23 protein-coding genes, 1 tRNA gene and 1 pseudogene are annotated in these 23,236 nt (G+C 70.6%); 10 read left to right on the top strand and 15 right to left on the bottom strand.

Annotation, left to right across the window (positions count from 1 at the left end; all coding sequences use genetic code 11):
* Window positions 1-42: 42 nt before the first annotated feature.
* Window positions 43-948, top strand: a complete 906-nt coding sequence (locus ACFZDA_RS30390) for a SigB/SigF/SigG family RNA polymerase sigma factor (RefSeq protein WP_391087827.1) — start codon at window positions 43-45, stop codon at window positions 946-948.
* Between the two features lie 286 nt (window positions 949-1,234).
* Here ACFZDA_RS30390 and ACFZDA_RS30385 read toward each other — a convergent pair whose 3' ends face one another.
* Window positions 1,235-1,432, bottom strand: coding sequence for a hypothetical protein (locus ACFZDA_RS30385; RefSeq protein ID WP_391087824.1), 198 nt, complete (start codon window positions 1,430-1,432; stop codon window positions 1,235-1,237).
* 215 nt (window positions 1,433-1,647) lie between these two features.
* Here ACFZDA_RS30385 and ACFZDA_RS30380 point away from each other — a divergent pair, with 215 nt between their 5' ends.
* The 3 genes from ACFZDA_RS30380 (at window position 1,648) to ACFZDA_RS30370 (ending at window position 5,641) form a co-directional block, all read left to right on the top strand.
* Window positions 1,648-2,136: a MarR family transcriptional regulator gene (locus ACFZDA_RS30380; protein WP_391087820.1), complete on the top strand. Its 489-nt coding sequence runs from the start codon at window positions 1,648-1,650 to the stop codon at window positions 2,134-2,136.
* Between the two features lie 13 nt (window positions 2,137-2,149).
* Window positions 2,150-4,696 (top strand): MFS transporter, encoded by a 2,547-nt coding sequence (locus ACFZDA_RS30375; protein WP_391087817.1) that lies wholly within the window; start codon window positions 2,150-2,152, stop codon window positions 4,694-4,696.
* A 90-nt stretch (window positions 4,697-4,786) separates the two neighbouring features.
* Window positions 4,787-5,641: a YceI family protein gene (locus ACFZDA_RS30370; protein WP_391087814.1), complete on the top strand. Its 855-nt coding sequence runs from the start codon at window positions 4,787-4,789 to the stop codon at window positions 5,639-5,641.
* Here the strand turns inward: ACFZDA_RS30370 and ACFZDA_RS30365 are convergent.
* Both ACFZDA_RS30365 and ACFZDA_RS30360 read right to left on the bottom strand, forming a co-directional pair.
* Window positions 5,624-6,325, bottom strand: a complete 702-nt coding sequence (locus ACFZDA_RS30365) for an ANTAR domain-containing protein (protein WP_391087811.1) — start codon at window positions 6,323-6,325, stop codon at window positions 5,624-5,626. The genes ACFZDA_RS30370 and ACFZDA_RS30365 overlap by 18 nt on opposite strands.
* A 57-nt stretch (window positions 6,326-6,382) precedes the next feature.
* Window positions 6,383-7,105, bottom strand: coding sequence for an ANTAR domain-containing protein (locus tag ACFZDA_RS30360; RefSeq protein ID WP_391087808.1), 723 nt, complete (start codon window positions 7,103-7,105; stop codon window positions 6,383-6,385).
* A 276-nt stretch (window positions 7,106-7,381) separates the two neighbouring features.
* Here ACFZDA_RS30360 and ACFZDA_RS30355 point away from each other — a divergent pair, with 276 nt between their 5' ends.
* Window positions 7,382-7,675 carry an STAS domain-containing protein gene (locus ACFZDA_RS30355; protein ID WP_391087805.1) on the top strand — a complete coding sequence of 98 codons (294 nt, stop codon included), beginning with the start codon at window positions 7,382-7,384 and terminating at the stop codon, window positions 7,673-7,675.
* A 10-nt stretch (window positions 7,676-7,685) separates the two neighbouring features.
* Complete coding sequence (locus tag ACFZDA_RS30350; RefSeq protein ID WP_391087802.1) at window positions 7,686-8,156, top strand: TIGR03618 family F420-dependent PPOX class oxidoreductase; 471 nt, start codon at window positions 7,686-7,688, stop codon at window positions 8,154-8,156.
* Window positions 8,157-8,169: 13 nt separating this feature from the next.
* On the opposite strand, the gene ACFZDA_RS30345 is transcribed toward ACFZDA_RS30350, so the two are convergent.
* The 8 genes from ACFZDA_RS30345 to ACFZDA_RS30310 all read right to left on the bottom strand — a co-directional run bounded on the left by ACFZDA_RS30345 (window position 8,170) and on the right by ACFZDA_RS30310 (window position 18,180).
* The gene (locus ACFZDA_RS30345; RefSeq protein ID WP_391087799.1) at window positions 8,170-8,937 is read right to left on the bottom strand and encodes a TetR/AcrR family transcriptional regulator C-terminal domain-containing protein; all 768 of its coding nucleotides are present in this window, start codon (window positions 8,935-8,937) and stop codon (window positions 8,170-8,172) included.
* 135 nt (window positions 8,938-9,072) lie between these two features.
* Window positions 9,073-10,569: a DHA2 family efflux MFS transporter permease subunit gene (locus tag ACFZDA_RS30340; RefSeq protein WP_391087796.1), complete on the bottom strand. Its 1,497-nt coding sequence runs from the start codon at window positions 10,567-10,569 to the stop codon at window positions 9,073-9,075.
* A 106-nt stretch (window positions 10,570-10,675) separates the two neighbouring features.
* A complete protein-coding gene (locus ACFZDA_RS30335; protein ID WP_391087793.1) occupies window positions 10,676-12,868 on the bottom strand; it encodes a glycosyltransferase family 39 protein in 2,193 nt (730 codons plus the stop codon).
* The gene (locus ACFZDA_RS30330) at window positions 12,865-14,331 is read right to left on the bottom strand and encodes a glycosyltransferase (RefSeq protein WP_391087790.1); all 1,467 of its coding nucleotides are present in this window, start codon (window positions 14,329-14,331) and stop codon (window positions 12,865-12,867) included. The genes ACFZDA_RS30335 and ACFZDA_RS30330 overlap by 4 nt, the downstream gene beginning before the upstream one ends.
* Window positions 14,332-14,345: 14 nt before the next feature.
* Window positions 14,346-15,935: an ATP-binding protein gene (locus tag ACFZDA_RS30325; protein WP_391087787.1), complete on the bottom strand. Its 1,590-nt coding sequence runs from the start codon at window positions 15,933-15,935 to the stop codon at window positions 14,346-14,348.
* On the bottom strand, window positions 15,932-16,672 hold the full coding sequence (locus tag ACFZDA_RS30320) for a response regulator transcription factor (protein WP_306965605.1): 741 nt from the start codon (window positions 16,670-16,672) through the stop codon (window positions 15,932-15,934). Before ACFZDA_RS30320 ends, ACFZDA_RS30325 begins: the two co-directional genes overlap by 4 nt.
* 174 nt (window positions 16,673-16,846) lie before the next feature.
* Complete coding sequence (locus tag ACFZDA_RS30315; RefSeq protein ID WP_391087782.1) at window positions 16,847-17,725, bottom strand: DUF2797 domain-containing protein; 879 nt, start codon at window positions 17,723-17,725, stop codon at window positions 16,847-16,849.
* Between the two features lie 59 nt (window positions 17,726-17,784).
* Window positions 17,785-18,180: an HGxxPAAW family protein gene (locus ACFZDA_RS30310; protein ID WP_391087779.1), complete on the bottom strand. Its 396-nt coding sequence runs from the start codon at window positions 18,178-18,180 to the stop codon at window positions 17,785-17,787.
* A 104-nt stretch (window positions 18,181-18,284) separates the two neighbouring features.
* On the opposite strand from ACFZDA_RS30310, the gene ACFZDA_RS30305 reads away from it, so the two are divergent.
* Window positions 18,285-18,761 carry a MarR family transcriptional regulator gene (locus ACFZDA_RS30305; protein ID WP_391087776.1) on the top strand — a complete coding sequence of 159 codons (477 nt, stop codon included), beginning with the start codon at window positions 18,285-18,287 and terminating at the stop codon, window positions 18,759-18,761.
* Window positions 18,762-19,019: 258 nt separating this feature from the next.
* On the top strand, window positions 19,020-19,262 hold the full coding sequence (locus tag ACFZDA_RS30300; RefSeq protein WP_391087773.1) for a hypothetical protein: 243 nt from the start codon (window positions 19,020-19,022) through the stop codon (window positions 19,260-19,262).
* A 14-nt stretch (window positions 19,263-19,276) separates the two neighbouring features.
* Here the strand turns inward: ACFZDA_RS30300 and ACFZDA_RS30295 are convergent, their stop codons facing one another.
* From ACFZDA_RS30295 to ACFZDA_RS30285, 3 genes and pseudogenes are all read right to left on the bottom strand, one after another.
* Window positions 19,277-19,603 carry a GYD domain-containing protein gene (locus tag ACFZDA_RS30295; protein WP_391088115.1) on the bottom strand — a complete coding sequence of 109 codons (327 nt, stop codon included), beginning with the start codon at window positions 19,601-19,603 and terminating at the stop codon, window positions 19,277-19,279.
* Window positions 19,604-20,150: 547 nt separating this feature from the next.
* Window positions 20,151-20,621, bottom strand: coding sequence for an NUDIX domain-containing protein (locus ACFZDA_RS30290; protein WP_391087770.1), 471 nt, complete (start codon window positions 20,619-20,621; stop codon window positions 20,151-20,153).
* A gap of 2 nt (window positions 20,622-20,623) precedes the next feature.
* Window positions 20,624-21,339, bottom strand: a pseudogene (locus ACFZDA_RS30285) (XRE family transcriptional regulator).
* Window positions 21,340-21,473: 134 nt separating this feature from the next.
* Here ACFZDA_RS30285 and ACFZDA_RS30280 point away from each other — a divergent pair.
* Together ACFZDA_RS30280 and ACFZDA_RS30275 are read left to right on the top strand one after the other, a co-directional pair.
* Window positions 21,474-21,716: a hypothetical protein gene (locus ACFZDA_RS30280; RefSeq protein ID WP_391088112.1), complete on the top strand. Its 243-nt coding sequence runs from the start codon at window positions 21,474-21,476 to the stop codon at window positions 21,714-21,716.
* A 324-nt stretch (window positions 21,717-22,040) separates the two neighbouring features.
* On the top strand, window positions 22,041-22,877 hold the full coding sequence (locus ACFZDA_RS30275) for a protein kinase (RefSeq protein WP_391087767.1): 837 nt from the start codon (window positions 22,041-22,043) through the stop codon (window positions 22,875-22,877).
* A 198-nt stretch (window positions 22,878-23,075) separates the two neighbouring features.
* Here the strand turns inward: ACFZDA_RS30275 and ACFZDA_RS30270 are convergent.
* Window positions 23,076-23,148 (bottom strand) — tRNA-Arg (locus ACFZDA_RS30270).
* Window positions 23,149-23,236 lie beyond the last annotated feature (88 nt).

Genomic DNA, 23,236 nt, shown 5'->3' with positions numbered 1-23,236 from the left:
GGGGCGTTCGCCGCGACCGTCCCGCGACCCAAAGGGGGTGGCATGTCCGCAGAACAGGGCAGCTCGAAGGTGCTCACGCTCGCGGAGAGCGACACAGCTCCCCATGCTCTCGACTCACTCGGCCCCATCGACGACGTTCCGGCCGAGCTGGCGACCGAGCCCGCCCCGGCGCCTGTGGCCACGGGGGCCATCGACACCCGCACCCTGTCCCGCTCCCTGTTCCTGCGGCTGGCCGCGCTCGACGAGGACAGCCCCGAGCGTGCGTACGTCCGTGACACGCTGATCGAGCTCAACCTGCCGCTGGTGCGGTACGCGGCGGCGCGGTTCCGCTCCCGCAACGAGCCGATGGAGGACATCGTCCAGGTCGGCACGATCGGGCTGATCAAGGCGATCGACCGGTTCGACTGCGAACGGGGCGTGGAGTTCCCGACGTTCGCCATGCCGACGGTCGTGGGCGAGATCAAGCGGTTCTTCCGCGACACGTCGTGGTCGGTGCGGGTGCCGCGCCGGCTTCAGGAGCTGCGGCTGGCCCTGACGAAGGCCAGTGACGAGCTCTCGCAGAAGCTGGACCGCTCGCCGACGGTCACCGAACTCGCGTCCGTGCTCGGAGTCTCCGAGGAGGACGTCGTCGACGGGCTGGCGGTGGGGAACGCGTACACGGCGTCCTCGCTGGACTCCCCGGCGCCGGAGGACGACGGCGGTGAGGGCTCGCTGGCGGACCGGCTGGGGTACGAGGACAGCGCCCTGGAGGGCGTCGAGTACCGGGAGTCGCTGAAACCGCTGCTGGCGAAGCTGCCGCCCCGTGAGCGGCGGATCATCATGCTGCGGTTCTTCGCGAACATGACCCAGTCGCAGATCGGCGAGGAGGTCGGCATCTCACAGATGCACGTGTCCCGCCTGCTGACGAGGACGCTGTCCCAGCTGCGGGAAGGTCTCATCTCGGACTGAGCATGCGCGCGCCCCGGCGCCCACCCGGTGGTGGTGGGTCGGGGCCGCGCCGGGGGGTGTCCGTCCTCGGAACGGCGCGATGGGGTCGGACACCAATTAACCGTCCGTTGACGCGCCAACCGCTGCGGGCGGACACCCCCCGACACGTCCCCTTCGCGCCGTGGGCGGGTGCGGGCGCGTCGTGATTGCCCCAACTGCGGGCAATCGTGCCTCCCCCAGTGCCTTGAGGGCCTGGGAGGTGCCCCCACCCGGCCTCAGTAAAACCGCCCGCGCCGCACGGTCCCCGTCAGCCCAGCGCCAGCCACGCCACCGCCGCGATGACCGCGACGGCGACGACGATGCCGAGGATGAGACCGATACGCGGCCCGCCACCGCTCGTCGCCGCGGCCTGCCGCCCCTGCGGCGCCTCGTCGACGAACGCGCGGAACATCTGGGTGCTGCCGGCGGGGTCGTGATTGCCCTGCGGGGCCTGGTTGTTAGCCATGGCCCGAGACCCTAGCGAAAACGCCGGGGCTCCCCAAGTGGGGGTTGGCATTCCGCTCAGTCTCACCCGACCCCACCCCCCAGCCTCACGACCTGCACATTTACTGCCGCAACACTTGCCTTTGCCAACTTTTTAGGCCTCCCCGCCTCCTGTTATTTGCCTGCAGCAACCAACCTCTCCTATGGTTGCCCTAAGCAACGAAAGCGGGAGGTGTCATGGCCCAGAGGGCGCAGTACGAAGAGCTGGTCCGCCAGTTCAGTGCCTTCGGCGCCGTGAAGCGGGAGCTCGGCCGGATCATGCCGGCCGACTGCCCCGGTGGGTCGGCGACCGTACTGACCATCCTCGGTCGCCACGGCGACATGCGCATGAGCAAGCTCGCGGAGCTGCTCGCGGTGGACATGTCCGTCACCAGCCGCCATGTCGCGCACGTCGTGGCCCGGGGCTGGATCGCACGCTCCCCCGACCCCGCGGACAAGCGCTCCCGGATCCTGCGCCTCACCCCGGCGGGCCACGCACAGCTCGCCGAGCTGTCCCGGCGGACCACCGAGGTGCTCGCCGAGCGCCTGAGCGACTGGACCGACGAGGACGTCGGCCGGCTCACGGACCTGATGGCGCGGCTCAGGGAGAGCTTCGACTGCCGCACCGCGCCCCGGGCGGCACCACCCGCTGTCGAACAGACCACCCGTACACCCGCAAGCACGTAAGAAAAGGAAGCCCATGGCAACGACCACACCAGCCGGTGTGCGGGCTCATGCCAAGCACGGGGGAGGCTCCCACGGCCCCTCCGGCGGCGGCGCTCCGATGACGCACCGGCAGATCATGGAGGCCCTCACCGGTCTCCTGCTCGGCATGTTCGTCGCGATCCTGTCGTCGACGATCGTCTCCAACGCCCTGCCCCGGATCATCGGCGACCTCGGCGGCGGCCAGAGCGCCTACACCTGGGTCGTGACCGCGTCCCTGCTGACGATGACCGCCTCGACGCCGCTGTGGGGCAAGCTCGCCGACCTGTTCTCCAAGAAGCTGCTGATCCAGGTCGCCCTGGTCGTCTTCGTCCTGGGTTCGGCGGCGGCCGGCATGTCGCAGAACCCCGGCATGCTCATCACGTTCCGCGCGGTCCAGGGCATCGGCATGGGCGGTCTGTCCGCGCTGGCCCAGATCATCATGGCGGCGATGATCTCGCCGCGTGAGCGCGGACGGTACAACGGCTACCTGGGTGCCGTGTTCGCCACGGCCATGGTCGGCGGTCCGCTGGTCGGCGGTGTCATCACCGACACCGACTGGCTCGGCTGGCGCTGGTGTTTCTACGTCGGTGTGCCCTTCGCCGTGATCGCCCTGATCGTGCTGCAGAAGACCCTGCACCTGCCCGTGGTGAAGCGGAAGGTCAAGGTCGACTGGGCCGGGGCCTTCTTCATCACCGCGGCCGTCTGCCTGCTGCTGGTCTGGGTGACCTTCGCCGGTGACAAGTACGACTGGCTGTCGTGGCAGACGTACGCGATGGTCGGCGGGTCGGTCGTGCTGCTGGCGCTGTTCGTCCTGGTCGAGGCGAAGGCCAGTGAGCCGATCATCCCGCTGCGGCTGTTCCGCAACCGCACCATCACGCTGGCCTCCGTGGCCTCGCTGTTCGTCGGTGTCGCGATGTTCTCGGGGACCGTGTTCTTCAGCCAGTACTTCCAGCTGGCGCGGGACAAGTCGCCGACGATGTCCGGCGTCATGACCATCCCGATGATCGCGGGCCTGTTCGTCTCCTCCACCGTCTCCGGCCAGGTCATCACCCGGACCGGGCGCTGGAAGGGCTGGCTGCTCGGCGGCGGTGTGCTGGTGACCGCGGGCCTCGGTCTGCTGGGCACGATCCGGTACGACACCGAGTACTGGCACATAGCGATCTTCATGGCGCTGATGGGTCTCGGCATCGGCATGATGATGCAGAACCTGGTGCTGTGCACGCAGAACCAGGTGGAGCCGGGTGATCTCGGAGCCGCGAGCTCCACGGTGACCTTCTTCCGGTCCCTCGGCGGTGCGATGGGCGTCTCCGCGCTGGGTGCCGTCCTGGCCAACAAGATCACCGACTACGTCAAGGACGGCCTCGCCGGTCTCGGCCCCAAGGGCGCGGCCCTCGGCCACGCCGGCACGGGCGACGGCAACATCCCCGACCTCGACGCGATGCCCGCGCCGATCCGCACCGTCATGGAGAGCGCCTACGGCCACGGTGTCGCGGACGTGTTCCTCTACTCGGCCCCGCTGGCGCTGCTCGCGCTGCTGGTGTCGCTGTTCATCAAGGAGGTCCCGTTGAAGACGAAGGGTGGGCTGGCGCAGGCGGCGGACGCCGACGCCCGCGAGGAGGCCCCCGCCGAGGCGGCCGCCGAGGCTCCCGCCGCGGAGAAGGCCGTGCCCGGCTGGGCCGTGGCGGACACCGAGGCCGCCGACGACACCGGGCGCGAGGGCACGCAGCGGCTCGCCGCCGTCGCCACGGCGACCCGGGCCGGGGAGCCCGCGTCCGGCGGGAACGGCGTGCCGGTCCGCGGCTTCGTCCGCGGCAACGAGAGCACCCCCGTGCCGCGGGCCGCCGTCACGCTGATCTCGCTGGCCGGGCGTCAGCTGGGCCGGTCCGTGGCGCACGCCGACGGCTCCTACACCCTCGACGCGCCGGGCGCCGGCTCGTACGTGCTGATCGCCTCCGCCGACGGCTACCAGCCGCAGGCGTCCACGGTCGTGGTGAACGGCGAGCCGGTCGCCTACGACATCCTGCTCAGCGGCACCAGCGGGCTGACCGGCCTGGTGCGGGCCGCCGAGGGCGGGCAGCCGGTCAAGGACGCGATGGTCATCGTGACCGATGTGCGCGGTGACCTGCTGGCCACCCAGGCCACCGGTGAGCAGGGCGAGTTCTCCTTCGCCGAGCTGGTGCCCGGGGCGGTGACCGTCGCGGTGAACGCCGCCGGGTACCGGCCGCGCGCCCTGCCCGTCGAGGTGGGCGGCACCGGGGTCACCCGGGTCGAGATCGACCTGGACTCGGGCGCCCGCGTCCAGGGTGTCGTCCGCGCCCCGCACGGCCCGCTGGCCGATGCCCGGGTGACGCTGGTCGACCAGGCGGGCAACGTCGTCGGCTCGGCCACGACCGGATCGGACGGGGCGTACGCCTTCACCGACCTGGACGGCGGCGAGTACACCGTCATCGCCACGGGCTACCCGCCGGTGGCCACCGCGCTGACGGTCACGGGCCGCGGCACCGACGCCCACGACATCGAACTCGCCCACCCCGGCGAGTAGTACGGACCCCGGCCCGTGACAGGTGGGCGCGCTCCGAGCGGAGGTGCGCCCCCAGTCGCGGGCCGGTTTTCATTCTGAGGAGTAGCGGAGATGGGACTGACCGCGAGGATCCGTACCCGGGACGGTTGGGCCGTGTCGCACGCGGTCGTCACCGTGGTCGACATGACCGGTACGCAGGCGCTGCGCGCCGAGGCCGACGCGGAGGGCGTCGTACGGGACGCGACACCGCTGGAGCCGGGGGCGTACACCGTGATCGTCACCGCCGTCGGTTACGCGCCCGCCGCCTCCAGCGTGATCGTCACGGGTGGGGGCACCTCCCGCGGCGAAGCCGAGAGTGGGGGAGGCCGGGCCGAGGTCGGCACGGTGACACTGGCACGGCAGGGCGGTACCGAGCTGCCGCCGCCGGGGCCGTGGACCGTCGACCCGGTGCACTCCAGTGTGGCCGCCGTGGCACAGCACCTGGCCATCTCCAGTGTGCACGGCCGGTTCACGGAGTTCTCCGGCTCGATCGAGATCGCCCCGGACGACGTCACCAAGTCACGGGTGGAGGCGGTGATCCGGGCCGCGTCCGTCGACACCGGCAACGGCATGCGCGACGGGCACCTGAAGTCGCCGGACTTCCTGGACGTCGAGCGGTTCCCCGAGATCACCTACCGTTCGACGGGGCTCACGGCGACCGGGTCCGACCGGTGGACCGTGCACGGCGAGCTGGGCATGCGCGGGGTGGTACGGGCCGTGGACCTGGACCTGGCCTACCTCGGCACGGGCCCGGACCCGTGGGGCGGTACCCGCGCGGCGTTCCGCGCCACGACGGAACTGCACCGCGAGGACTTCGCGATGAACTACAACCAGGTCCTCCAGGCCGGGATCGCCGCCATCGGCACCACGCTCAAGGTGGAGCTGGACATCCAGGCCGTGCAGGGCGAGTCACTTCCGGCCGTCTGAGGCCGGTGCGGAGACCTTCGCCACCAACTGGTCGCACAGGTCCCGGAGTTTGACGTTCCGGTGCTGCGAGGCGCGGCGCAGCCGCTCCAGCGCGTCCCGGGCGTCGATCCGCTCCCGGGCCATGAGGATGCCGATCGCCTGGTCGATGACGCTGCGGGAGAGCAGCGCGGTGCGCACGTCGGCCGCCGACTGGCGCCGGCGCTCGATACGCAGCGCGACGTCGATCGCGCCCCCCGCCCGGGCCGCGAAGGTCCGGGCCGTGTCCCGGGCCCCGCCGAGCGCCCCGGGCCGCAGGCCGTAGTAGTTGATGGCCGCCCCCGTCTCGCCCTCGACGGCGAGCGGCATCGCCAGCACGCACCGGACGCCCTTGGCCAGCGCGTACGGGGTGTACGCCGGCCAGCGGGACTCCGCGGCCAGGTCGGGGGCGTACTGCTCGACGCCGGTCTCTGCGGCCTCGACACAGGGGCCCGAGCCGTTCTCGTACTGCCGCTGGTCCAGGCCGCTGGGCAGGCCGTCGTTGCCGGCGAGGGTGAGCAGCCGGCCGGCGCGGCGCACCGTGATGCTGCACGCGGCGGCGCCCGGCACCTCCTGCACCGCACGGTCGGTCAGATCGCGCAGCAGGGTGTCGAGACCACTGCTGCGCACCATCGCCTGGTCCAGCGTGTCGGACGTCTCGGAGCTCATGAACGTACGGGTATCCCGTCGGCGTCCCTTAACGCCCCCGCCCTAACTCACGGCGGCTCATGCGGAGTTGTGAGCGGTGACGATCTCGCGGGCCAGATCGCGCAGTTTCACGTTCTCCCGCTGGGAGGCCCGCACCAGGCTCTCGAAGGCCGCGGCCGCGTCGATGCCCCGGCGCTCCATGAGGATGCCGGTGGCCTGGCCGATCAGGTCCCGGGTGTGCATGGCCTCGGTGAGCTGCTCGCGCACGGTGGCGGAGTCCAGGGCGATGCTGACGTGCGCGGTGAACAGCCGGCCGATGCGCGTCGCGTCCTCGTCGAAGGCGCCCGGTTTGCGCGCGTAGGCGGTGAGCACGGTCAGCCGGCGGCGGTCGGCACGCAGCCGCAGCGACAGGGCCGAGCGCAGTCCCAGGGCCGACAGCACGTCCCAGCCGTCCTCGGCCTCGCTGTCCGTCATCCGCACCACGGGGCTGTGCCACAACTGGTCCCAGTGCCCGTGCGGTTCGCGGCCGCCGTGCCGGGCCTCGGCGGAGCGTACGACGTCGTCGGTCCAGGCGAGCGTGCGGAACTTGTTGCCGCGCTCGATCTCGGAGATGCCGGCGTGCTCGGCCCCGGGCATGATGTGCACGGCCAGCCGGACCGCCGTACGCAGCGTGTTGTCCGGCGAGGGCGTCTCGTGCAGTTGCCGAGCCGCCACCGTCAGGGCCTCGGCCAGCTCGAAGCCGCCCGGAAAACGGGGCAAATCAGGAAACTCGGACGCAGCCACCACGAACCTCTTCGGCATGCACGACCATGGCCGTGCGCAGGAGAGCTCCGCAGCACATTCCCGACTGCGAGCACAGGACGGACAGCACTCTAGCTGCTCGGTTGCGTCCAGGTGACGTCCGGCCGACGGCCGCCACGGGCGCTTCCGCAGCCGCGGCCCGGCGTGGTGGAATGGGCCCGAGGGTCAGGAAGCGGCCTTACCGGAATCCGGACGAACGTCTGCCAGGTGAGTGCTGTGACTTTCCTCCCGAATCCCACCGAATCCCGAGACCTGCCCGGCCGTGTCCGTCTCCCCATGCCCGCGGAGATCGACTTCGGCAACGCGGAGCAACTGCTTCCGCTCATCGTGTCCGAGACCCTGTCCCGAGGTGACCGGCTCGAGGTGCTCGTCCTCGACCTCACGCCGACCGACTTCATGGACTCACAGGGCGTCCGCCTCATCAACGACGTACGCCACCGGCTGCGCCCCGGCGCCCGGATGCGTCTGGTGGCCCGGCCGGACGGGCTCGCGAGCCGCGTACTGGAACTGACCGGCCTGCGCCGGGACGTGCCCGTGTACGACAACATCGCCGAGGCCCTGGCGTCGTAGGCTGCCTGGCATGGCACCGAACATCGCGACGAACACCCGCGTCTCCCTCGACGAGCTGCTCGACTTCGTACGGCCCCGGCACCACGCGATCCTGCTCACCCGCCGCTCCGACGGCGGCCCCCAGGGATCGCCGCTGACCTGCGGGGTCGACGACTCCGGCCGGATCGTGGTCTCGACGTACCCGGAGCGGGCCAAGACCCGCAACGCCAAGCGGGACCCCCGGGTGAGCCTGCTCGTCCTCAGCGACGACTGGAACGGCCCCTGGGTCCAGATCGACGGCACGGCCGAGGTCATCGACCCGCCCGACTCCGTCGAACCGCTCGTGGAGTACTACCGGAACATCGCCGGGGAGCACCCCGACTGGGACGAGTACCGCGCGGCGATGGTCAAGCAGGGCAAGTCGATCATCCGCATCACACCGGAGCGGTGGGGGCCGGTGGCGACCGGCGGGTTCCCGGCGCGGCTGGTCGAGGGGGAGTAGCCGGCCCTCCCGCTCAGACCCCTCGCTCCCGGGCGACCATCGCCTCGATGCCCGCGATCAGCAGTTCCAGCGCGAACTCGAAGTCCCGCTCCAGCATCTCGGCGACGGTGTCACCGCCGCGCGCCGCCATGATCTCCTGGGACTCCCTGATGACGTCGGCGTCCTGCGGGGCCGCGTTCGCCGTGGTCAGGGAGTGCTGGAAGTACTGGTCCACGGTCATGCCCCCGGCCGCGGCCCGGGCGAAGAGGTGACCCTCCAGCGTGCCGTAGCCGTAGACGAACTGGAAGACGGCCGAGATCGCGCTCGTCAGGCGCTTCGCGGGCAGCCCGGTCCGGCGCACGACGTGCTGCACGACCCGCGAGAAGGCCAGGTTGTTGGGGCCGATGTTGAGGAAGACGCCGACCAGCGCGGACACCCAGCGGTGACGCACCAGCAGCGTCCGGTACTCCCGGGCGAGGGCCCGCACCTGGTCCCGCCAGTCCTCGTCGGCGTCCGGATCGGGCAGCCGCATCTCGCCCATGACCTCGTCCAGGGCGAGTTCGAGGAGGTCGTCCTTGGTGTCCACGTACCAGTAGACGGACATCGCGGTGACGTCCAGCTCACCGGCCAGCCGCCGCATCGAGAACTTGGCCAGCCCCTCGGCGTCGAGCAGCCGGACGGTGACCTCGACGATGCGGGCCCGGTCCAGCCCGGAGGGCTGCCCTTTGCCGCCACGTCGCCGGTGCGCTGTGCTCTCCAGCCAGACGCTGGACCGCGCGGCCTTGTCGGACGCCTTCGCCATGGCGCACCTTCCTCGACTTGCCAACGCCGATCATGCTTTCAGGGGCGCGGGGCTGTGTCGACCTGCGGCTCCGCCGCGGGGCGCGACCAGCCACAACGGCCCCGCACCCGCGAGACGACCGTATGCCATGAGCTCTCAGGCGGATTCTGCCCGCTCCGCCCGACGCAGCAACGCGGCTGCCACCAACCCCCCGGCCAGCACAGCAACCGCCCCGACCAGTTGACTGGTCTCCAGCCCGGACGCGAACGCGTCAGAAATACGCGCCTTCTCCTCCGCACTGCCGGCCGCCGCCAGCGCCGCCGGCAACGACGCCGCCGACACGGCGACCAGCGACGCGAACCGCGCATTGAGCACCGCACCGAGGACCGCCACCCCGAGCCCGTTCCCGAACTCCGCGAGCGTCCCGTTGATCCCCGCTCCCACCCCGGCCTTCTCCGGCGGTATCGCACTCATGATCGCGTTGGCCATCGCGGGCATGGACAACGCCACCCCCGCGCCCATCACGACCAGGCCGAGCAGCGTCCCGCCGTACCCGTGCCCGCCGAGCAGCGCGATCGCCGCCAGCCCCGCCGACACCAGGGTCATGCCGAGCGCGATGGCCGCCGGCGTACCGACCTTGAGCACCAGCTTCGCGCCGACCCCCGTGAAGTTGAGCGCGACCACGGTCAACGCCAGCGGCGCCGTCCGCAGACCGGCGTCCAGCGGCTCGTAGCCGAGCACGAACTGCAGGTGCTGGGTGAGCAGGAACAGCGAGCCCGTCATGCCGAACGCGACGAGGATCGCGCCCGCGACCGCGCCGACGAACCTCTGGTTGCGGAAGAAGTGCATGTCGAGCATCGGGTTCTCGGTGCGCAGCTCCCACACCACGAAGAGCCCGAGTACGACCGCGCCGATCAGCGCGGAGACCAGCACCTGGCCGGACGTCCAGCCGTGCTCGGGGCCGGTGATGATCGCGTAGACGACGGATGTCATGCCGATGGTCGACAGCACCGCGCCGACCAGGTCGGGCCGGTCGCCCGCGTTGTGCTTGGACTCCGGCACGAGCGCGGCGACCGCGATCAGGCCGAGCAGGGCGACCGGGAGGTTGATCAGGAAGATCGCGCCCCACCAGAAGTGGTTGAGCATCACTCCTCCGATCAGCGGCCCGGCCGCGAACCCGAGCGAACTGACCGTGGACCACAGCGCGATGGCCTTGACCCGCTCCTCGTCGTCGAAGATCTGCACGACGACGGCGAGGATCGTGGTCATCAGCAGCGCGCCGCCGACGCCCATGCCGGCGCGGGCCGCGATCAGCTGGGCCGGGCTCTGGGACAGTCCGGCCACGAGCGAGCCCACGCCGAAGATCGCCAGGCCGGCCATCAGCAGCCGCTTGCGGCCGTAGCGGTCGGCGGCGTTGCCCGCCGTGAGCAGCAGGCCCGACTGCACCAGTGAGTAGGCGTTCATCATCCACTGGACGTCGGCGGTCGTCGCGTCCAGCTCGCGGGTGAGCGAGGGGATCGCCACGTTCAGGATCGTGTTGTCGAGCAGCACGGTGAGCTGCGCGAGACAGATGACGCCGAGGATCAGCCAGCGCTGGGGGTGACCGCCGGGTGCCGTCTGCGGCGGGGCCTTCTCCTGGGGGGATGTCGTCATGCTGTACACCGTAGAATAATTCCCATACGCCGTACAACCGAGTATTCGGGCCGGCAGAGAAAGGGCGGTGGCTTTCGGCCACCGCCCTTCTGCCGGTCAGGGACGGTCAGTTACCCGGCTCCCGCGTGAGGTCGTAGAAGGTGGCCGAACCGGCCGTGACCTTCTTGAAGTTGGCCTCGACCCAGGACGTGATCTGCGAGGACGTGCCGTCGCTGCCGCCGCGCATGCCGCCGCCCGCGCCGGACGCGATGAAGTAGTGGATCTTTCCTTCCGCCACGTACGCCTTGAACTGGGCCAGGGTCGGGGACGGGTCCGTGCCGTTGAAGCCGCCGATGGCCATCACCGGCTCGCCGGTGGACAGCTGGTAACTCGCGGCGTTCTGGGCGCCGATGGCCGCCGCCGCCCAGGTGTACTGGTCGGCGTCCGTCGTCAGCAGCTTCTTGGCCTCGGAGCCGACGCTCGCGCCGTTGAGCAGACCGCCGATGCCGCCGCCCATGCCGCCCATCCGGCCGCCGTCGCCGGTCCGGCCTCCGGGGGTGGTGTTCTGGCCCTGCTGGTTCGGGCCTCCTCCCGGGAAGCCGCCGCCGGGGAAGCCGTTGCCCTGCCCGCCCTGGGCGTTGCCGGTGCCGTTGCCGTTGCCGGTGCCGTTCTGCTGGTTCCGGCCGCCGCCCGGGAAACCGTCACCGCCCGGGAACCCGCCACCGCCGCCCGGACCGCCCCGGCCGCCCGCGACCGCCGGGCCCGCCGTGACGATCGAGCCCGTGTGTCCCTCGTTCACCGTGGTGAGCGTGTACGCCGCCGGACCGGCCAGCGCCGCGACCAGGCCCAGCCCGGCCGCTCCCAGGGCCAGTCCACGTCCCAGCCGGCCGGCGAAGACCAGGCCGAGGGCCGCTGTCAGGCCGCCGACCAGGACGAGCCACTTCAGCCAGGGCAGGTAGTCGGAGGAGCGGTTGAGCAGGACGTAACCCCAGGCCGCGGTGGCCGTCATCGCCGCCGCCAGGGTCAGCGACGCCCACGCCTTGTCCCGCTTCTCCCAGAGCAGCGCCGAGCCCATGCCGATCAGCGGCGCGATGTAGGGGGCGAGCGCCACCGTGTAGTACTCGTGGAAGATGCCCTGCATGTAGCTGAAGACCAGCATGGTCGTGAGCAGCGCGCCGCCCCAGACGAGGAACGCGCCGCGCGTCACCGACGTACGCCGTGCCCTGCCGGTGGCCACCAGGCCCGCCACGAGCAGGATCAGCGCGGCCGGGATCAGCCAGGAGATCTGGCCGCCGATGCTGGAGCCGAACAGGCGGTCCCAGCCGGTCTCTCCCCAGTTGCCACCGGCGTTGCCGCCGCCACCGCCGCCTCCGACGCTGCCGGTCTCGTCCCCGCTGAGGCGGCCCAGGCCGTTGTAGCCGAAGGTCAGTTCCAGGAAGCTGTTGTTCTGCGAGCCGCCGATGTACGGGCGGGAGGAGGCGGGCCACAGCTCGACGATCGCGACCCACCAGCCGCCGGAGACGACCAACGCGACCGTGGCGGCGGCCAGTTGCCCGAGGCGCTTCTTCACCGGCACCGGTGCGCACACCCCGTGGACGAGGGCCAGCGGCGGCAGGATCAGGAAGGCCTGGAGGGTCTTGGCGAGGAACGCGAAGCCGATGGCCACACCGGCCCACACCAGCCACCAGGTACGGCCGTCCTCCAGGGCCCGGATGACGAGGTAGCAGGCCAGCGCCATCAGCAGGGCCAGCATCGCGTCCGGGTTGTTGAAGCGGAACATCAGCGCGGCGACGGGGGTGAGCGCCAGCACCGCGCCCGCGATCAGACCGGCCGCGGGGCTGAACCGGCGGCGTACGGCGGCGTAGACGACGGCCACCGTGCCGACGGCCATGAGGACCTCGGGGACCAGGATCGCCCAGGAGCTGAGGCCGAACAGCCGCACGGACAGGGCCATCGGCCACAGCGCGGCCGGGGGCTTGTCGACGGTGATGGCGTTGGCGGCGTCCAGCGAGCCGAAGAAGAACGCCTTCCAGGACTGGCTGCCGGCCTGGACGGCCGCCGAGTAGAAGGAGTTGGCGTAGCCGGAGGCGCTCAGGTTGTACAGGTAGAGCAGGGCGGTCGCCAAGAGCAGGGCGAGGAAGGCCGGGCGGGCCCAGCGGGGGTCCTCGGGCCTGCCTCGCCACAGCCGATGGGGCAGGGGGCGCTTGGGTTCACCGGCGCCGGGGGCCGGTGCGGGGGCAGGGGGGCGAGGGGTGGTCCCGGACCCGGCGTCGGGGCTCTGGCCTCTGCCGGTGAGCTGCTGGTCGTAGTGGACGGTCATCGGAAGTCCCTCGCATCGGTGTCGTGGGGGCGCCGCACCGGCAGCAGTTGCACGGTGGCGTCCTGCCGGGTGGTGCCCTGCCAGGTGTGGTCCTGGGTGTGGTCCTGGGTGGCGTCCAGCCATGTGCCGTCCGCGGCTTCGCCGGCGCGGAACCGGTCGGTGGGGAACCGGTCGGTGGGGAACCGGTCGGTGGGGTACGAGGCGGCCACCGTCGTCTCGCCGTCGTGCCGGTCCGGGAACACCCACGCCCGGAAGAGCAGGAAGCGCAGCACGGTCGCCGCGAGGTTGGCGGCGATGAGGACCGCCAGTTCGGTGGAGTGCGCGGGCTCGGACGTGGCCGCGTCCAGGGCCGCGAGCGAGCCGCTGGTCAGGGAAAGCCCTATGCCGAAGACGACCAGGCCCTGCGCCTGGTGCCGTACGGCCCCGCCGCGCCCGCGCACCCCGAAGGTGAGCCGCCGGTTCGCGGCGGTGTTGGCGACCGCCGAGACCAGCAGGGCGAGGGCGTTGGCGGCCTGGGAGCCGGTGAAGACGCGGAAGCCGCTGTAGAGGAGCAGGTAGAAGAGGGTGGAGAGGCCGCCGACCACGCAGAAACCGACCACCTGGCGGGCCAGGCCCCGCGGTACGTCCTTGATCTCACGGTCACGCGGGTCGTCGCCGAACGGCCGGGCGAGCCGGTCCAGCGGCAGCGAACCGGTGGCCAGGGCTCTGCCGACCCGCCACACGCCCTTGAGGTCGTCGGTCGCCGTCCTGACGATGTGCACGGTCGAGTCGGGGTCGTCGACCCAGTCGACCGGCACCTCGTGGATCCTCAGGCCCGCGCGCTCGGCGAGCACCAGCATCTCGGTGTCGAAGAACCAGCCGGTGTCCTCGATCAGCGGCAGCAGCACCTGCGCCACCTCACGGCGTATCGCCTTGAACCCGCACTGGGCGTCCGAGAAGCGGGCCTGGAGCGAGCCGCGCAGGATGAGGTTGTAGACGCGGCTGATGAACTCCCGCTTGGGGCCGCGCACCACGCGCGAGGCCCGGGCCAGCCGGGAGCCGATCGCGAGGTCCGAGTGGCCGGAGATCAGCGGCGCCACCAGCGGGAGCAGGGCGTTGAGGTCGGTGGACAGGTCCACGTCCATGTAGGCGAGGACGGGGGCGTCCGAGGCCGACCAGACGGCCCGCAGGGCCCGGCCGCGGCCCTTCTGCTCCAGTCGGAAGGTGGTGACCTCGGGGATCTCCGCCGCCAGCCGTGCCGCCACCTGCGGGGTGGTGTCCGTCGAGGCGTTGTCCGCGATCGTGATGCGGAACGCGTACGGGAACGTGCGGGCGAGGTGCTCGTGCAGTCTGCGGACGCACGGCCGGAGGTCCTTCTCCTCGTTGTAGACGGGGATCACTACGTCCAGGACAGGCGTACCGGCTGGTGCGGCCGGGAGGTGCTCCCGCGCCGGCAGGGTGCCGGGAGAAGAGTCGGTTCGCATGGAACCGACTTTCGTCAGACGCCCTGTCCCGCCCGTGTGGTGACGCTGTGGCGTGCCTGTGAGTGCTGCGGCCGGCTCATTTCCTGCCGCGGTGGGGCCGGCAGCGCGGGCAGGTGCACCGTGAACACGGTCCGCCCGGGCACGCTGTCGACGGTCACGGCACCGCCGTGCGCGCTCGCCACGGCCTGCACGATGGCGAGGCCGAGCCCGGTCGAGCCGGTGGCGCGGGAGCGCGCGGAGTCGCCGCGAGCGAACCGTTCGAAGACGTGCGGCAGCAACGCGGCGGGGATGCCCTGCCCGTCGTCCTCGACGTCCACGCACAGCCAGGGGCCGCGCCGCTGGACGCGGGCGGTGACGGTCGTACCGGGCGGGGTGTGGGTGCGGGCGTTGCCCAGCAGGTTGACGAGGACCTGCTGGAGCCGGGCCGCGTCCGCCGACACGAGCGCGGGCTCGTCGGGCAGGTCGAGCCGCCAGTTGTGGTCCTGGCCGGCCGCACGGGCGTCGCTGACGGTGTCCACCACGAGCGGTACGAGGTCGGTCTGCTCGAACCGCAACGGCCGCCCGGCGTCCAGCCGGGCGAGCAGCAGCAGGTCCTCGACGAGCAGGGTCATCCGCCCGGCCTCGGACTCGATCCGCCCGAGGGCGTGCCGGGTGTCGGGCCCGACGGCCTCTCTGCCGCGCCGGGTCAGCTCGGCGTACCCGCGGATGGAGGCGAGCGGGGTGCGCAGCTCGTGACTGGCGTCGGCGACGAACTGCCTGACCCGTGTCTCGCTCTGCTGCCGTGCGTGCAGGGCGCCGTGGACGTGGTCGAGCATCCGGTTGAGCGCGGCCCCGACCCGGCCGACCTCGGTGTGCGGATCCGTCTCCGAGTCGGGGACGCGCTCGCTGAGGTTCACCTCACCGGAGTGCAGGGGCAGTTCGGAGACCCGGGTGGCGGTGGCGGCGACGCGGCGGAGGGGGCGGGTGGCGACGCCGATGAGGACGGAACCGGCGATGGCGGCGGCGACCAGACCCGCGCCGGTGACGCTCACCTCGACCAGGATGAGGGTGTTGATCGTGGTGGTGACCGACTCGGTGGGCAGGGCGACGTAGTAGCTGCCTGCGTCGGTCCCGGGGACGAACTGCACGCGGTACTCCCCGAGGCCGGGGATGTCGACGGTGTGCATGCCACTGGTGGGCACGCCGGTGAGGGCGGCCTTCTGCTCGCCGGTGAGGCTGACGGCCGAGTTCCGCTGGAACGGGCCGATCTCGCTGGAGGAGGCCTCCTTGGCGAGGAACGCCCGGGTGACCGTGCCGTCGGCACCGGCCTCGGCGGCGATGGTCCCCGGCTGGGCCGGTCCCCGGACGAAGCCGGTGAGCCTGTCCATCGGGCCGGAGTCGTCGTCGGCCCCTGGTTTCATGGGTCCCGACAGACGCTTGCCCGCGTCGGCGACCTGCCCGTTCAACTGCTCGTACAGATGCGACCTGAGGGCGAGGGTCGTCACCGTCCCGATCACCGCGCACACCACGGCGATCAGCACCACGGACGCGACGACGAGCCGCGACCGCAGCGTGCGCGGCTTGCCCACCCTCCGCTGCGTACCCGGCCGTCGCCGCCCGCTCATGAAACCGCGGGCTTGATCAGGTAACCGGCACCACGCCGGGTGTGGATCATCGGCTCCCGCCCCGCGTCGATCTTCCGCCGCAGATACGAGATGTACAGCTCGACGACATTGGCCTGCCCGCCGAAGTCGTACGACCACACGCGGTCGAGGATCTGCGCCTTGCTGAGCACGCGCCGCGGATTGCGCATCAGGAACCGCAGCAGCTCGAACTCGGTCGCGGTCAGGTGGATGTTCTCACCGGCCCGGGTCACCTCGTGACTGTCCTCGTCGAGGGTGAGGTCGCCGACGACCAGCGTGGAGTCGGAGCGGCGGTCGGCGGCACCGGACCGCCGGATCAGCCCGCGCAGCCTCGCGACCACCTCTTCGAGGCTGAACGGCTTGGTGACGTAGTCGTCCCCGCCGGCCGTCAGCCCGGCGATCCGGTCCTCGACCGCGTCCTTGGCGGTGAGGAAGAGCACCGGCACGTCGGGCAGTTCACGGCGCAGCCGCCCGAGCACGGCCAGCCCGTCCATGTCGGGCAGCATCATGTCGAGCACGACGGCGTCGGGCCGGAAGTCGCGCGCGGTCTGGAGGGCGCCCGTGCCGTCACCGGCGCTCCGGATCTGCCATCCCTCGTAGCGCAGGGCCATGGACAGCAGCTCGGTGATCGACATCTCGTCGTCCACCACAAGCACTCGGACCGGGCTCCCGTCCGGCCTCAGCAGTTCGGTGCGCCCCTGGGGCGAGGTCGTGGTCATGGTGAACACGATGTGGGCGTGCTCTGAGAGCGCCCTTTCGGCAGCCTGTGATTTCCCTGAGAAACACACAGGCGCTTCTCAGGGAACGCCTGGGAATGCCGGAAAGGTTCATGAGCTCTCGGCGGCACGGTTCCCCCTGGGCGCCGGCGGTGGCTTCGCGGCGGCCGGACGTGGTCAGAACAACCCGTCCTGCACCCCTGCCTCCACCTCCTCCTTGAACGCCCGCACCGGCACGGTCAGTTCCGCACCTCCGGCGGGCACCAGCCCCCACCCGCGCATCAGCCGCGTATCCAGTACGACGACCCCGCCCCCGGTCGCCAGATGCAGATCGGGCCCGGCGGCAGCCACGAGCTCCCCGCTCACGACCCCGCCGGCGACGAGCTCGCCCACCTCCCCGACGGCGGCGGGCAGCCCGGCGAGCCCGAACACCTCCGTGTGATCGACAACGCGCAGCGGCTCCCGCACGAGCGACTCCGGCCACGCGGGAAGCGCCACGGCCCGCGCATGCAGCTCGGCGACCTCGACGGCCCGGTCAGCCGCCGCCTCCGGCAGCACGGCCCGTACGGCCCGCTTCTCGACGTAGGGAATCCGGTCGGGCACCCCCAAGGCGGCCCGCAACAGCTCCTCCGTACGCCGGGCGGCCATGAGCGGTCCGACACCGAGCCAGCTGAAGCAGACGGCCCCCTGTTCCAGCAGCCGCGCCGAGCCCCGCTCTTCGGCCGTGATCCCGACCTTGACCATGCCGGGCCCGAACCAGGCCAGATATACGTGGTACGGCCGCGGGTCGTCCGCGATCGTGTCGGCGGCCACGGAGTGCGCCCGGTCCAGCCGCGCGCACTCCTCGCACCGCGCCCCCGTACTCCGCGCCGACACGGCCGCCCCCGTCGGACAGGCATTCCCCCGAGCCCCCACGCATGTCCGCACGCCCCCTTCCGCGACCCCGAAGGCCACGTGTTTCCCCCAGGTCAGCGCACTGCGCCGGCCACCGTCCCACACCAGCACGGGACCGCCGGCGGACCACCGCAGCCCCGAGCACCTCCATGCCTGTGCCATCTCTGCCGAGACTAGAGCCCACCACTGACAACGGCGTCGGGCGAGCGACAGCGTCCGATTCAGCGCCCGGAGTCGGCCCCCACGGCAGCGGGTTCGCTCTCCCCGTCCGCACTCGCGTCACCGCGTACGACAAGGCGCCCGGCCACCTGCGCCGTCCGCCCCCGCCCGGCCAGCCGGCACCCGAGGCACCCGGCATGCCCGGCCCGCGCCCCCGAGTCCCGCACCCGCCAGCCCCACTCCGCCCGGGGCCGGGTCCCCGGCCCCTTCCCCCAGCCGGCCAGATGCAGCGCCCAGGTGACCAGCAGCCCGACCACCCCGATGGCTAGCCCCCCGGCGATCAGCACACCGGAGCCGAAACACACCCCCGCCCCCGCCGCGACGGCCCCGACACTCCCGATCCCGGTTCCGACCCATCCCGCGACGGTATGCCCGTGGTCATACTGATGTGCGCTCATCCACTGCCCCCTTACACACCGAGACCCGGGGAACCCGCGCCCCGAACCCCTCACCAACTAAGCCTTTTAAAGCCCAAACATCTCACGGACTAAGGGATCTGGGAATGCAAGCCAAGCCGCGTCCGGCCGCCACACCGGAGCAGGCGCTTTCGGCGATGGACCACCTCATCGCGACCCACCTGGTCGGACAGCACGAGATCGCCCAGCAGGTGGGGCTGAGTGTGACCGACCTCACCTGCTTCGCCTACGTCATCGAGGCCGGTGAGAACCTGCCCACGGCCGGCGACCTGGCGGCCCGCGTCCACGTCACGACAGGCGCGGTCACCGGCATCCTCAACCGCCTGGAACGCACCGGCTACATCACCCGCCGCCCCGACCCGACCGACCGCCGCCGCATCCGCGTAGCCGCCCAGCCCGACGCGGTCGCCCGCGTCCGAGAGGTCTACGAGCCGTACTACGCCCGCCTCAGGAAACTCTTCGCGGACTACTCCACCGACGAAATCGCAGTCCTGAACGACTGGTTCACCCGCGCGAGCGGCTTGGCGGCGAACTACTTGGAGGAACACTGCCGCGCCGACTGAACGCCGACCAGGGCAGATACCCCACCAGCGGTATCTCGATCACCCTGGCCTCCGGAACGCTGCGGGCGATCCGTGAGGGGTCGGCAAGCGGGCCGTCTCGGCGTACCTGGAGAGGGCCGCGCAGCGGCAGACCGAGCGGGACAACCGCGACGAACTGCTCGCGGACTTCGACCGGAAGCACGGCCCGGCCGACCCGGAGGCCGTGGCCGCCAAGCGCACCCGGCTGACCGGCGGCTCTTCCGACGCCGGCGCGGCGACATGACTGGTGTGCCCTGGTCCTCGACAGCGAAGGCCTGGCGAAGGCCGACCAAGTCCATCGCGCACTCCGCCGCCGCCATGCTGCGCACGGCGGACCTGCACGGCCACACGTACGCCATCGACGCGATGCAGTGCACGACCGCCCTACAGCGTCCCGGCAGGGTGACGATCCTGACGTCCGACTCGGAGGACATCGGGCTGCTCACCGCCGAGCATCGCCGGGTGAGCGTGGAGAAGGTCTGAGCCGAGGCCTTCTGTTACGCGCCAGGAGCCCGGTACTGGACCTGCTCGGCCGCGCGCAGGGCCTCGATCGTCTCGTCGACGGTCAGGAGAACCGTCGTCTCGAACGAACGCAGTGCCCCGCCTCCGCTGATCGCCAGGGCAACCGCGGCCATGGACACGTTGTCCGGGGCCTCCCACAGGTTGTACCCGTCGTGCGTGCCGAAGGCGTACCAGAAGCCATGGAGCTTCCCGCCGACGGACTCGATGTACGACCGAGCGGCCTGGGCCCGGTCCTCCGGCCGATCGATCAGTCTCGCCCACGTCTCCGGGGTGTAGCTGAACCTCGACAGGTAGAGCGGCATCATGTCTCCCTTTCGTTGCCTCAAGGGATGCCCATGCGGGGCGGGAAAGCGCCGGAGGCGAGCCGGACGTCCCCCGAACGGCCGCGGATGACGGGCGCCCATCGAGCCGGAGAAACGCCAGAGGCCCCAGAGTGACCGGGGCCGCTTGCTGGAGTTGCTGTACTTCCCTGCCGTACGACAATGAAGGGCTTCCTGGCCTTCCGTGTGGTCCTTGTGGAGCCCTTGGGAGCCCGGCGCGTCACCGTCCGGCCGCCTTCTCTCTGCCCGTCCGTGAGACGCGTGTGAAGGGCGACCTCGCGGTCCCAGAGGGTCATGCCGCTGTCCAGTACGTTGAGCGTCAGGTGCTTGATGTTGGGCTGGACGGCGTTGAGGAGTTCCTTCGGGTCCCGTGTGCGGTGCTCGCAGGTCGGTCGAGCGTGACGGTCATGGACTTCTCCTTCGGAGACAGGTCAGACGTATCCCCGCGTGTCAGTTCGGCCGAAAGGAGCCCAGGGCACCCGTTCGGCGCCCCAGACTCTCTACGCGAATCAAATGTCGCAGGTTGCGATCAGCCGAGGTAGGGCTGCTCACGGTGCTCCATGAAGTGACGGATTCGGAGCCGCTGCGTGTGATGCATCGGCAGTTGTGCAACTTCCGCCGGCTGGACGAATCGCAGCTCGGTGGACTCCTCCGAGATCGCAAGCCGGCCCCCGACCACACGTGCGGTGAAGCAGACGTTGAACTGCCTGCGTACCTCACCGTCCGAGTAGGCGATGATGTGGCGAGGATCGGTGTACGTGCCCACGAGCCCGGTGATCTCTACCTCCAGGCCCGTTTCTTCCTTCACCTCGCGGACGGCTGTGCCTGGGAGTGATTCGGTCATCTCCATGCCGCCGCCAGGTAGCGCCCAAAGATCGTTGTCTCGGCGGCGCTGCAGGAGCACGCGTCCTTCGTCGTCGGTAACCACGGCGGACGCGGCGACCACCAAGCTGTTCGGCTCCGGTGCCGCTGGGTCGTCGTAGTACTCGGTCCTTGCCATGGTCAGCCTTCTCCTACCGGTGTTGCGGTCTCCCACACCGCATCAAAGCTGCTTGCGTAGGTGTCGAACACGCCGCCCTTTCGGCTGCGCCGAAGGTGCCACACAGGGGCACCGTAGGCGTTCACGCCCCAGACATGGGCGTTGACCAGCGCCTGGTCATCCGCACGATAGATCGAGTTGTAGAGCGTGGTGGCATGGGTCCGCACTTCGATGCCGGATACCCCGGCAAGCGGGCGATAGTGCATGAGGGCAAGTCGGCAGCGGGACTCGATTCCGTGACCAAACCTCTCTTCGGCGCCGCGCTGTTGGACGTTCGTACGGTCCGGATCGCCGATCGCGATGCGGACCGCACAACCGTCGGCAGCTCGCTCGCGCAACAGGTCATTGAGCCGCGGGTACGCCTCGTGCAGGAAAACGGCGGCGTACACCAACACGTCGATGTGCTCACGGGCCTGGGTCAGCATGTCCACGAAGGTGGATATGGGAGGTCCGCCCGCTGGTCGTAGAGAGCCACAAGTTCCGGACTGACGGCGCGGGCAGGGCGAGCCTGCCGGAGCGCGGGCCATAGAGCGTGCACGTCTTCTCCCAGTATTTCCGCTGCCAGCATGGCCGTGGCACGGCGCGGCGTACGCCCCAGATTGACCCATCGCTCAACGGACTTGGGATCGACTTCGACCTTGTCCGCAAGGGCGGCATACGTCCAACCGCCGACCGCCATGGCAGCACGTAACCTCTCGTTCGGCACCCCAATGTCTCCTAACACTCGGGGACGGCAATAGGGACGTTCTACCCGACGCGGGACGTCCCGAAGTGGGGTTTGTCGGTGGTTCCGACGTCCTGGTGGGCGACGGGATGCTCGTCCGCATGGCGAGCAACCAGCAGACCAGGCCAGGCATCGGTGAACTGGCGAAAGACACTGCCAGTGGACGAATCGGCGTCGTCATGGGTGAGGTCGGCGCCCGGGTGCAGATAAGGCCCATCACTGGCGGCGTCGAGTGGGACGCTCGGCCGGACGACGTGGTGGCACTGACAGCGCGGGAGGAACTGAGCGCCCGCCTTGCCATCAGGAACGGCAACAGCCGGGACGGGCTGTGATGCGCGCCATCGGCCGGTACGCGGGGGTCCTGTTCATCATCATGATCAGCGGGTCCTGTGGCCTGGTGATCGGCATAGCCCTCGGTATCGGCCAGTAGACCGGTCGCCCCGAACGGGGATGCACGAGCCCATCCTGCACACGAAGGAGTACGCCGCTCTCTGCGACCGGTACGCGGGCCGCTTGCTCCACCACAGCACGAACCTCGCGCAGTGCGACGCGGACTGCGGCCGTCCGTACGGTCAGGCGTAGCGACACGACACGACACGGCGACGCGGCCGGCCTCGATGCGGGGTCGGCCCCGTTGCCTGGAAGGAGAACAGACGTTGTCCGGGTCATCCCCCGAACTGCCCATCGTCGTGCTCGACGCACTCATGCCCAAGACTCAGCGCCTGGTCGTCAACCGCCGGGGCTCGATGGTCTGGGAGGTCGAGAGCCATCGGGGGCAGTACGCCGTGAAGGTCGGTTACCCGATCGAGTCCACGGCCGACTGGCCCGCCCAGCCCTGGACGGCACTCGCCCCCGCACGCGAAGGGGCCGTGCTGTACCGGCTCGGCTTCGATGACTTCGCGTACGGCGAATGGGAGCGGGGCACATGGAATTTCCAGCCTTGGCGCGACGGGCCCGACCTCTACGAGCAGTGGAAGCCCTGTCGCGAGCCGGACTCTCGTAGGGAGCCGCATACCGGTGTGGCCCTCGGCTGCGTAGAGGCGTTGGCCGAACTGCACGGCAAGGGCTGGGCCCACGGCGACGTGCAGCCCGCACACTTCATCATCGGGCCGGAGCGGACGCACCTCATCGATCTGGCTTTGGCGCGCGGCGGACGCGTCCCCGACGGGTACGACTTCCCCTTCCGCGGCTGCCTCGTCCACTACGAGGCGCCGGAGATCGCCCGTAGCGTGCTCGCGACCGGAGAGGCGGAGCCTACGCAGGAAGCCGACATCTACGCGCTCGGCGCCTCCCTGCTCATCTCCGCCACGGGCTGGCGGGCCGTCGAGTATCCGGACGACGCACCGCGCCCCGAGCAGAGAAGGGCAGTGGCAAGCGGCAGGCGTCGGCCCGTGAAGGTGGGTGGCGAGCTGGGCGAACTGATCGACGCCATGCTCAGCCCAGTGCCCGAAGACAGGCCCACGATCTACGAGGTCGGTGAGGCCCTGAGCTGAACCGTAGATCCACGATCTAGAAGACCGGACCACGCCTCGGCCTGGACAGCATTCCGGGTGGTCCGGTCGATGACGACGGCCCGGCCGGTGTCCCGGTAGCAGTCTGATCGACTCGCACAGACGGTTGCCGTCAAACACTGCCGTCAAGGCAAAAGCCAGAGGCCCTGTGGATCACTCCACAGGGCCTCTGGTCTGCTGTGCACTCGGCAGGATTCGAACCTGCAACCTTCTGATCCGTAGTCAGATGCTCTATCCGTTAAGCTACGAGTGCTTGTTCTGTTTTTTCGCCGCTCTCGGGCCTTCCGGCTCGCTCGCGGCGACAGGAAGAACATTACATGACTGCCGTCGCCATGTGAAAT

This window comes from Streptomyces sp. NPDC007991 (assembly GCF_042958445.1).
Classification (GTDB): domain Bacteria; phylum Actinomycetota; class Actinomycetes; order Streptomycetales; family Streptomycetaceae; genus Streptomyces.
Note: the sequence above shows the minus strand (reverse complement) of the source record. Positions and strands in the feature narration are given on the sequence as shown.

Bases quoted from the DNA above. Each gene is read 5' to 3' on its own strand.
- ACFZDA_RS30390 (WP_391087827.1), top strand. From the start codon at position 43: ATGTCCGCAGAACAGGGCAGCTCGAAGGTGCTCACGCTCGCGGAGAGC.
- ACFZDA_RS30385 (WP_391087824.1), bottom strand. From the start codon at position 1,432: ATGGCTAACAACCAGGCCCCGCAGGGCAATCACGACCCCGCCGGCAGC.
- ACFZDA_RS30380 (WP_391087820.1), top strand. From the start codon at position 1,648: ATGGCCCAGAGGGCGCAGTACGAAGAGCTGGTCCGCCAGTTCAGTGCC.
- ACFZDA_RS30375 (WP_391087817.1), top strand. From the start codon at position 2,150: ATGGCAACGACCACACCAGCCGGTGTGCGGGCTCATGCCAAGCACGGG.
- ACFZDA_RS30370 (WP_391087814.1), top strand. From the start codon at position 4,787: ATGGGACTGACCGCGAGGATCCGTACCCGGGACGGTTGGGCCGTGTCG.
- ACFZDA_RS30365 (WP_391087811.1), bottom strand. From the start codon at position 6,325: ATGAGCTCCGAGACGTCCGACACGCTGGACCAGGCGATGGTGCGCAGC.
- ACFZDA_RS30360 (WP_391087808.1), bottom strand. From the start codon at position 7,105: ATGCCGAAGAGGTTCGTGGTGGCTGCGTCCGAGTTTCCTGATTTGCCC.
- ACFZDA_RS30355 (WP_391087805.1), top strand. From the start codon at position 7,382: ATGCCCGCGGAGATCGACTTCGGCAACGCGGAGCAACTGCTTCCGCTC.
- ACFZDA_RS30350 (WP_391087802.1), top strand. From the start codon at position 7,686: ATGGCACCGAACATCGCGACGAACACCCGCGTCTCCCTCGACGAGCTG.
- ACFZDA_RS30345 (WP_391087799.1), bottom strand. From the start codon at position 8,937: ATGGCGAAGGCGTCCGACAAGGCCGCGCGGTCCAGCGTCTGGCTGGAG.
- ACFZDA_RS30340 (WP_391087796.1), bottom strand. From the start codon at position 10,569: ATGACGACATCCCCCCAGGAGAAGGCCCCGCCGCAGACGGCACCCGGC.
- ACFZDA_RS30335 (WP_391087793.1), bottom strand. From the start codon at position 12,868: ATGACCGTCCACTACGACCAGCAGCTCACCGGCAGAGGCCAGAGCCCC.
- ACFZDA_RS30330 (WP_391087790.1), bottom strand. From the start codon at position 14,331: ATGCGAACCGACTCTTCTCCCGGCACCCTGCCGGCGCGGGAGCACCTC.
- ACFZDA_RS30325 (WP_391087787.1), bottom strand. From the start codon at position 15,935: ATGAGCGGGCGGCGACGGCCGGGTACGCAGCGGAGGGTGGGCAAGCCG.
- ACFZDA_RS30320 (WP_306965605.1), bottom strand. From the start codon at position 16,672: ATGACCACGACCTCGCCCCAGGGGCGCACCGAACTGCTGAGGCCGGAC.
- ACFZDA_RS30315 (WP_391087782.1), bottom strand. From the start codon at position 17,725: ATGGCACAGGCATGGAGGTGCTCGGGGCTGCGGTGGTCCGCCGGCGGT.
- ACFZDA_RS30310 (WP_391087779.1), bottom strand. From the start codon at position 18,180: ATGAGCGCACATCAGTATGACCACGGGCATACCGTCGCGGGATGGGTC.
- ACFZDA_RS30305 (WP_391087776.1), top strand. From the start codon at position 18,285: ATGCAAGCCAAGCCGCGTCCGGCCGCCACACCGGAGCAGGCGCTTTCG.
- ACFZDA_RS30300 (WP_391087773.1), top strand. From the start codon at position 19,020: ATGACTGGTGTGCCCTGGTCCTCGACAGCGAAGGCCTGGCGAAGGCCG.
- ACFZDA_RS30295 (WP_391088115.1), bottom strand. From the start codon at position 19,603: ATGCCGCTCTACCTGTCGAGGTTCAGCTACACCCCGGAGACGTGGGCG.
- ACFZDA_RS30290 (WP_391087770.1), bottom strand. From the start codon at position 20,621: ATGGCAAGGACCGAGTACTACGACGACCCAGCGGCACCGGAGCCGAAC.
- ACFZDA_RS30280 (WP_391088112.1), top strand. From the start codon at position 21,474: ATGCTCGTCCGCATGGCGAGCAACCAGCAGACCAGGCCAGGCATCGGT.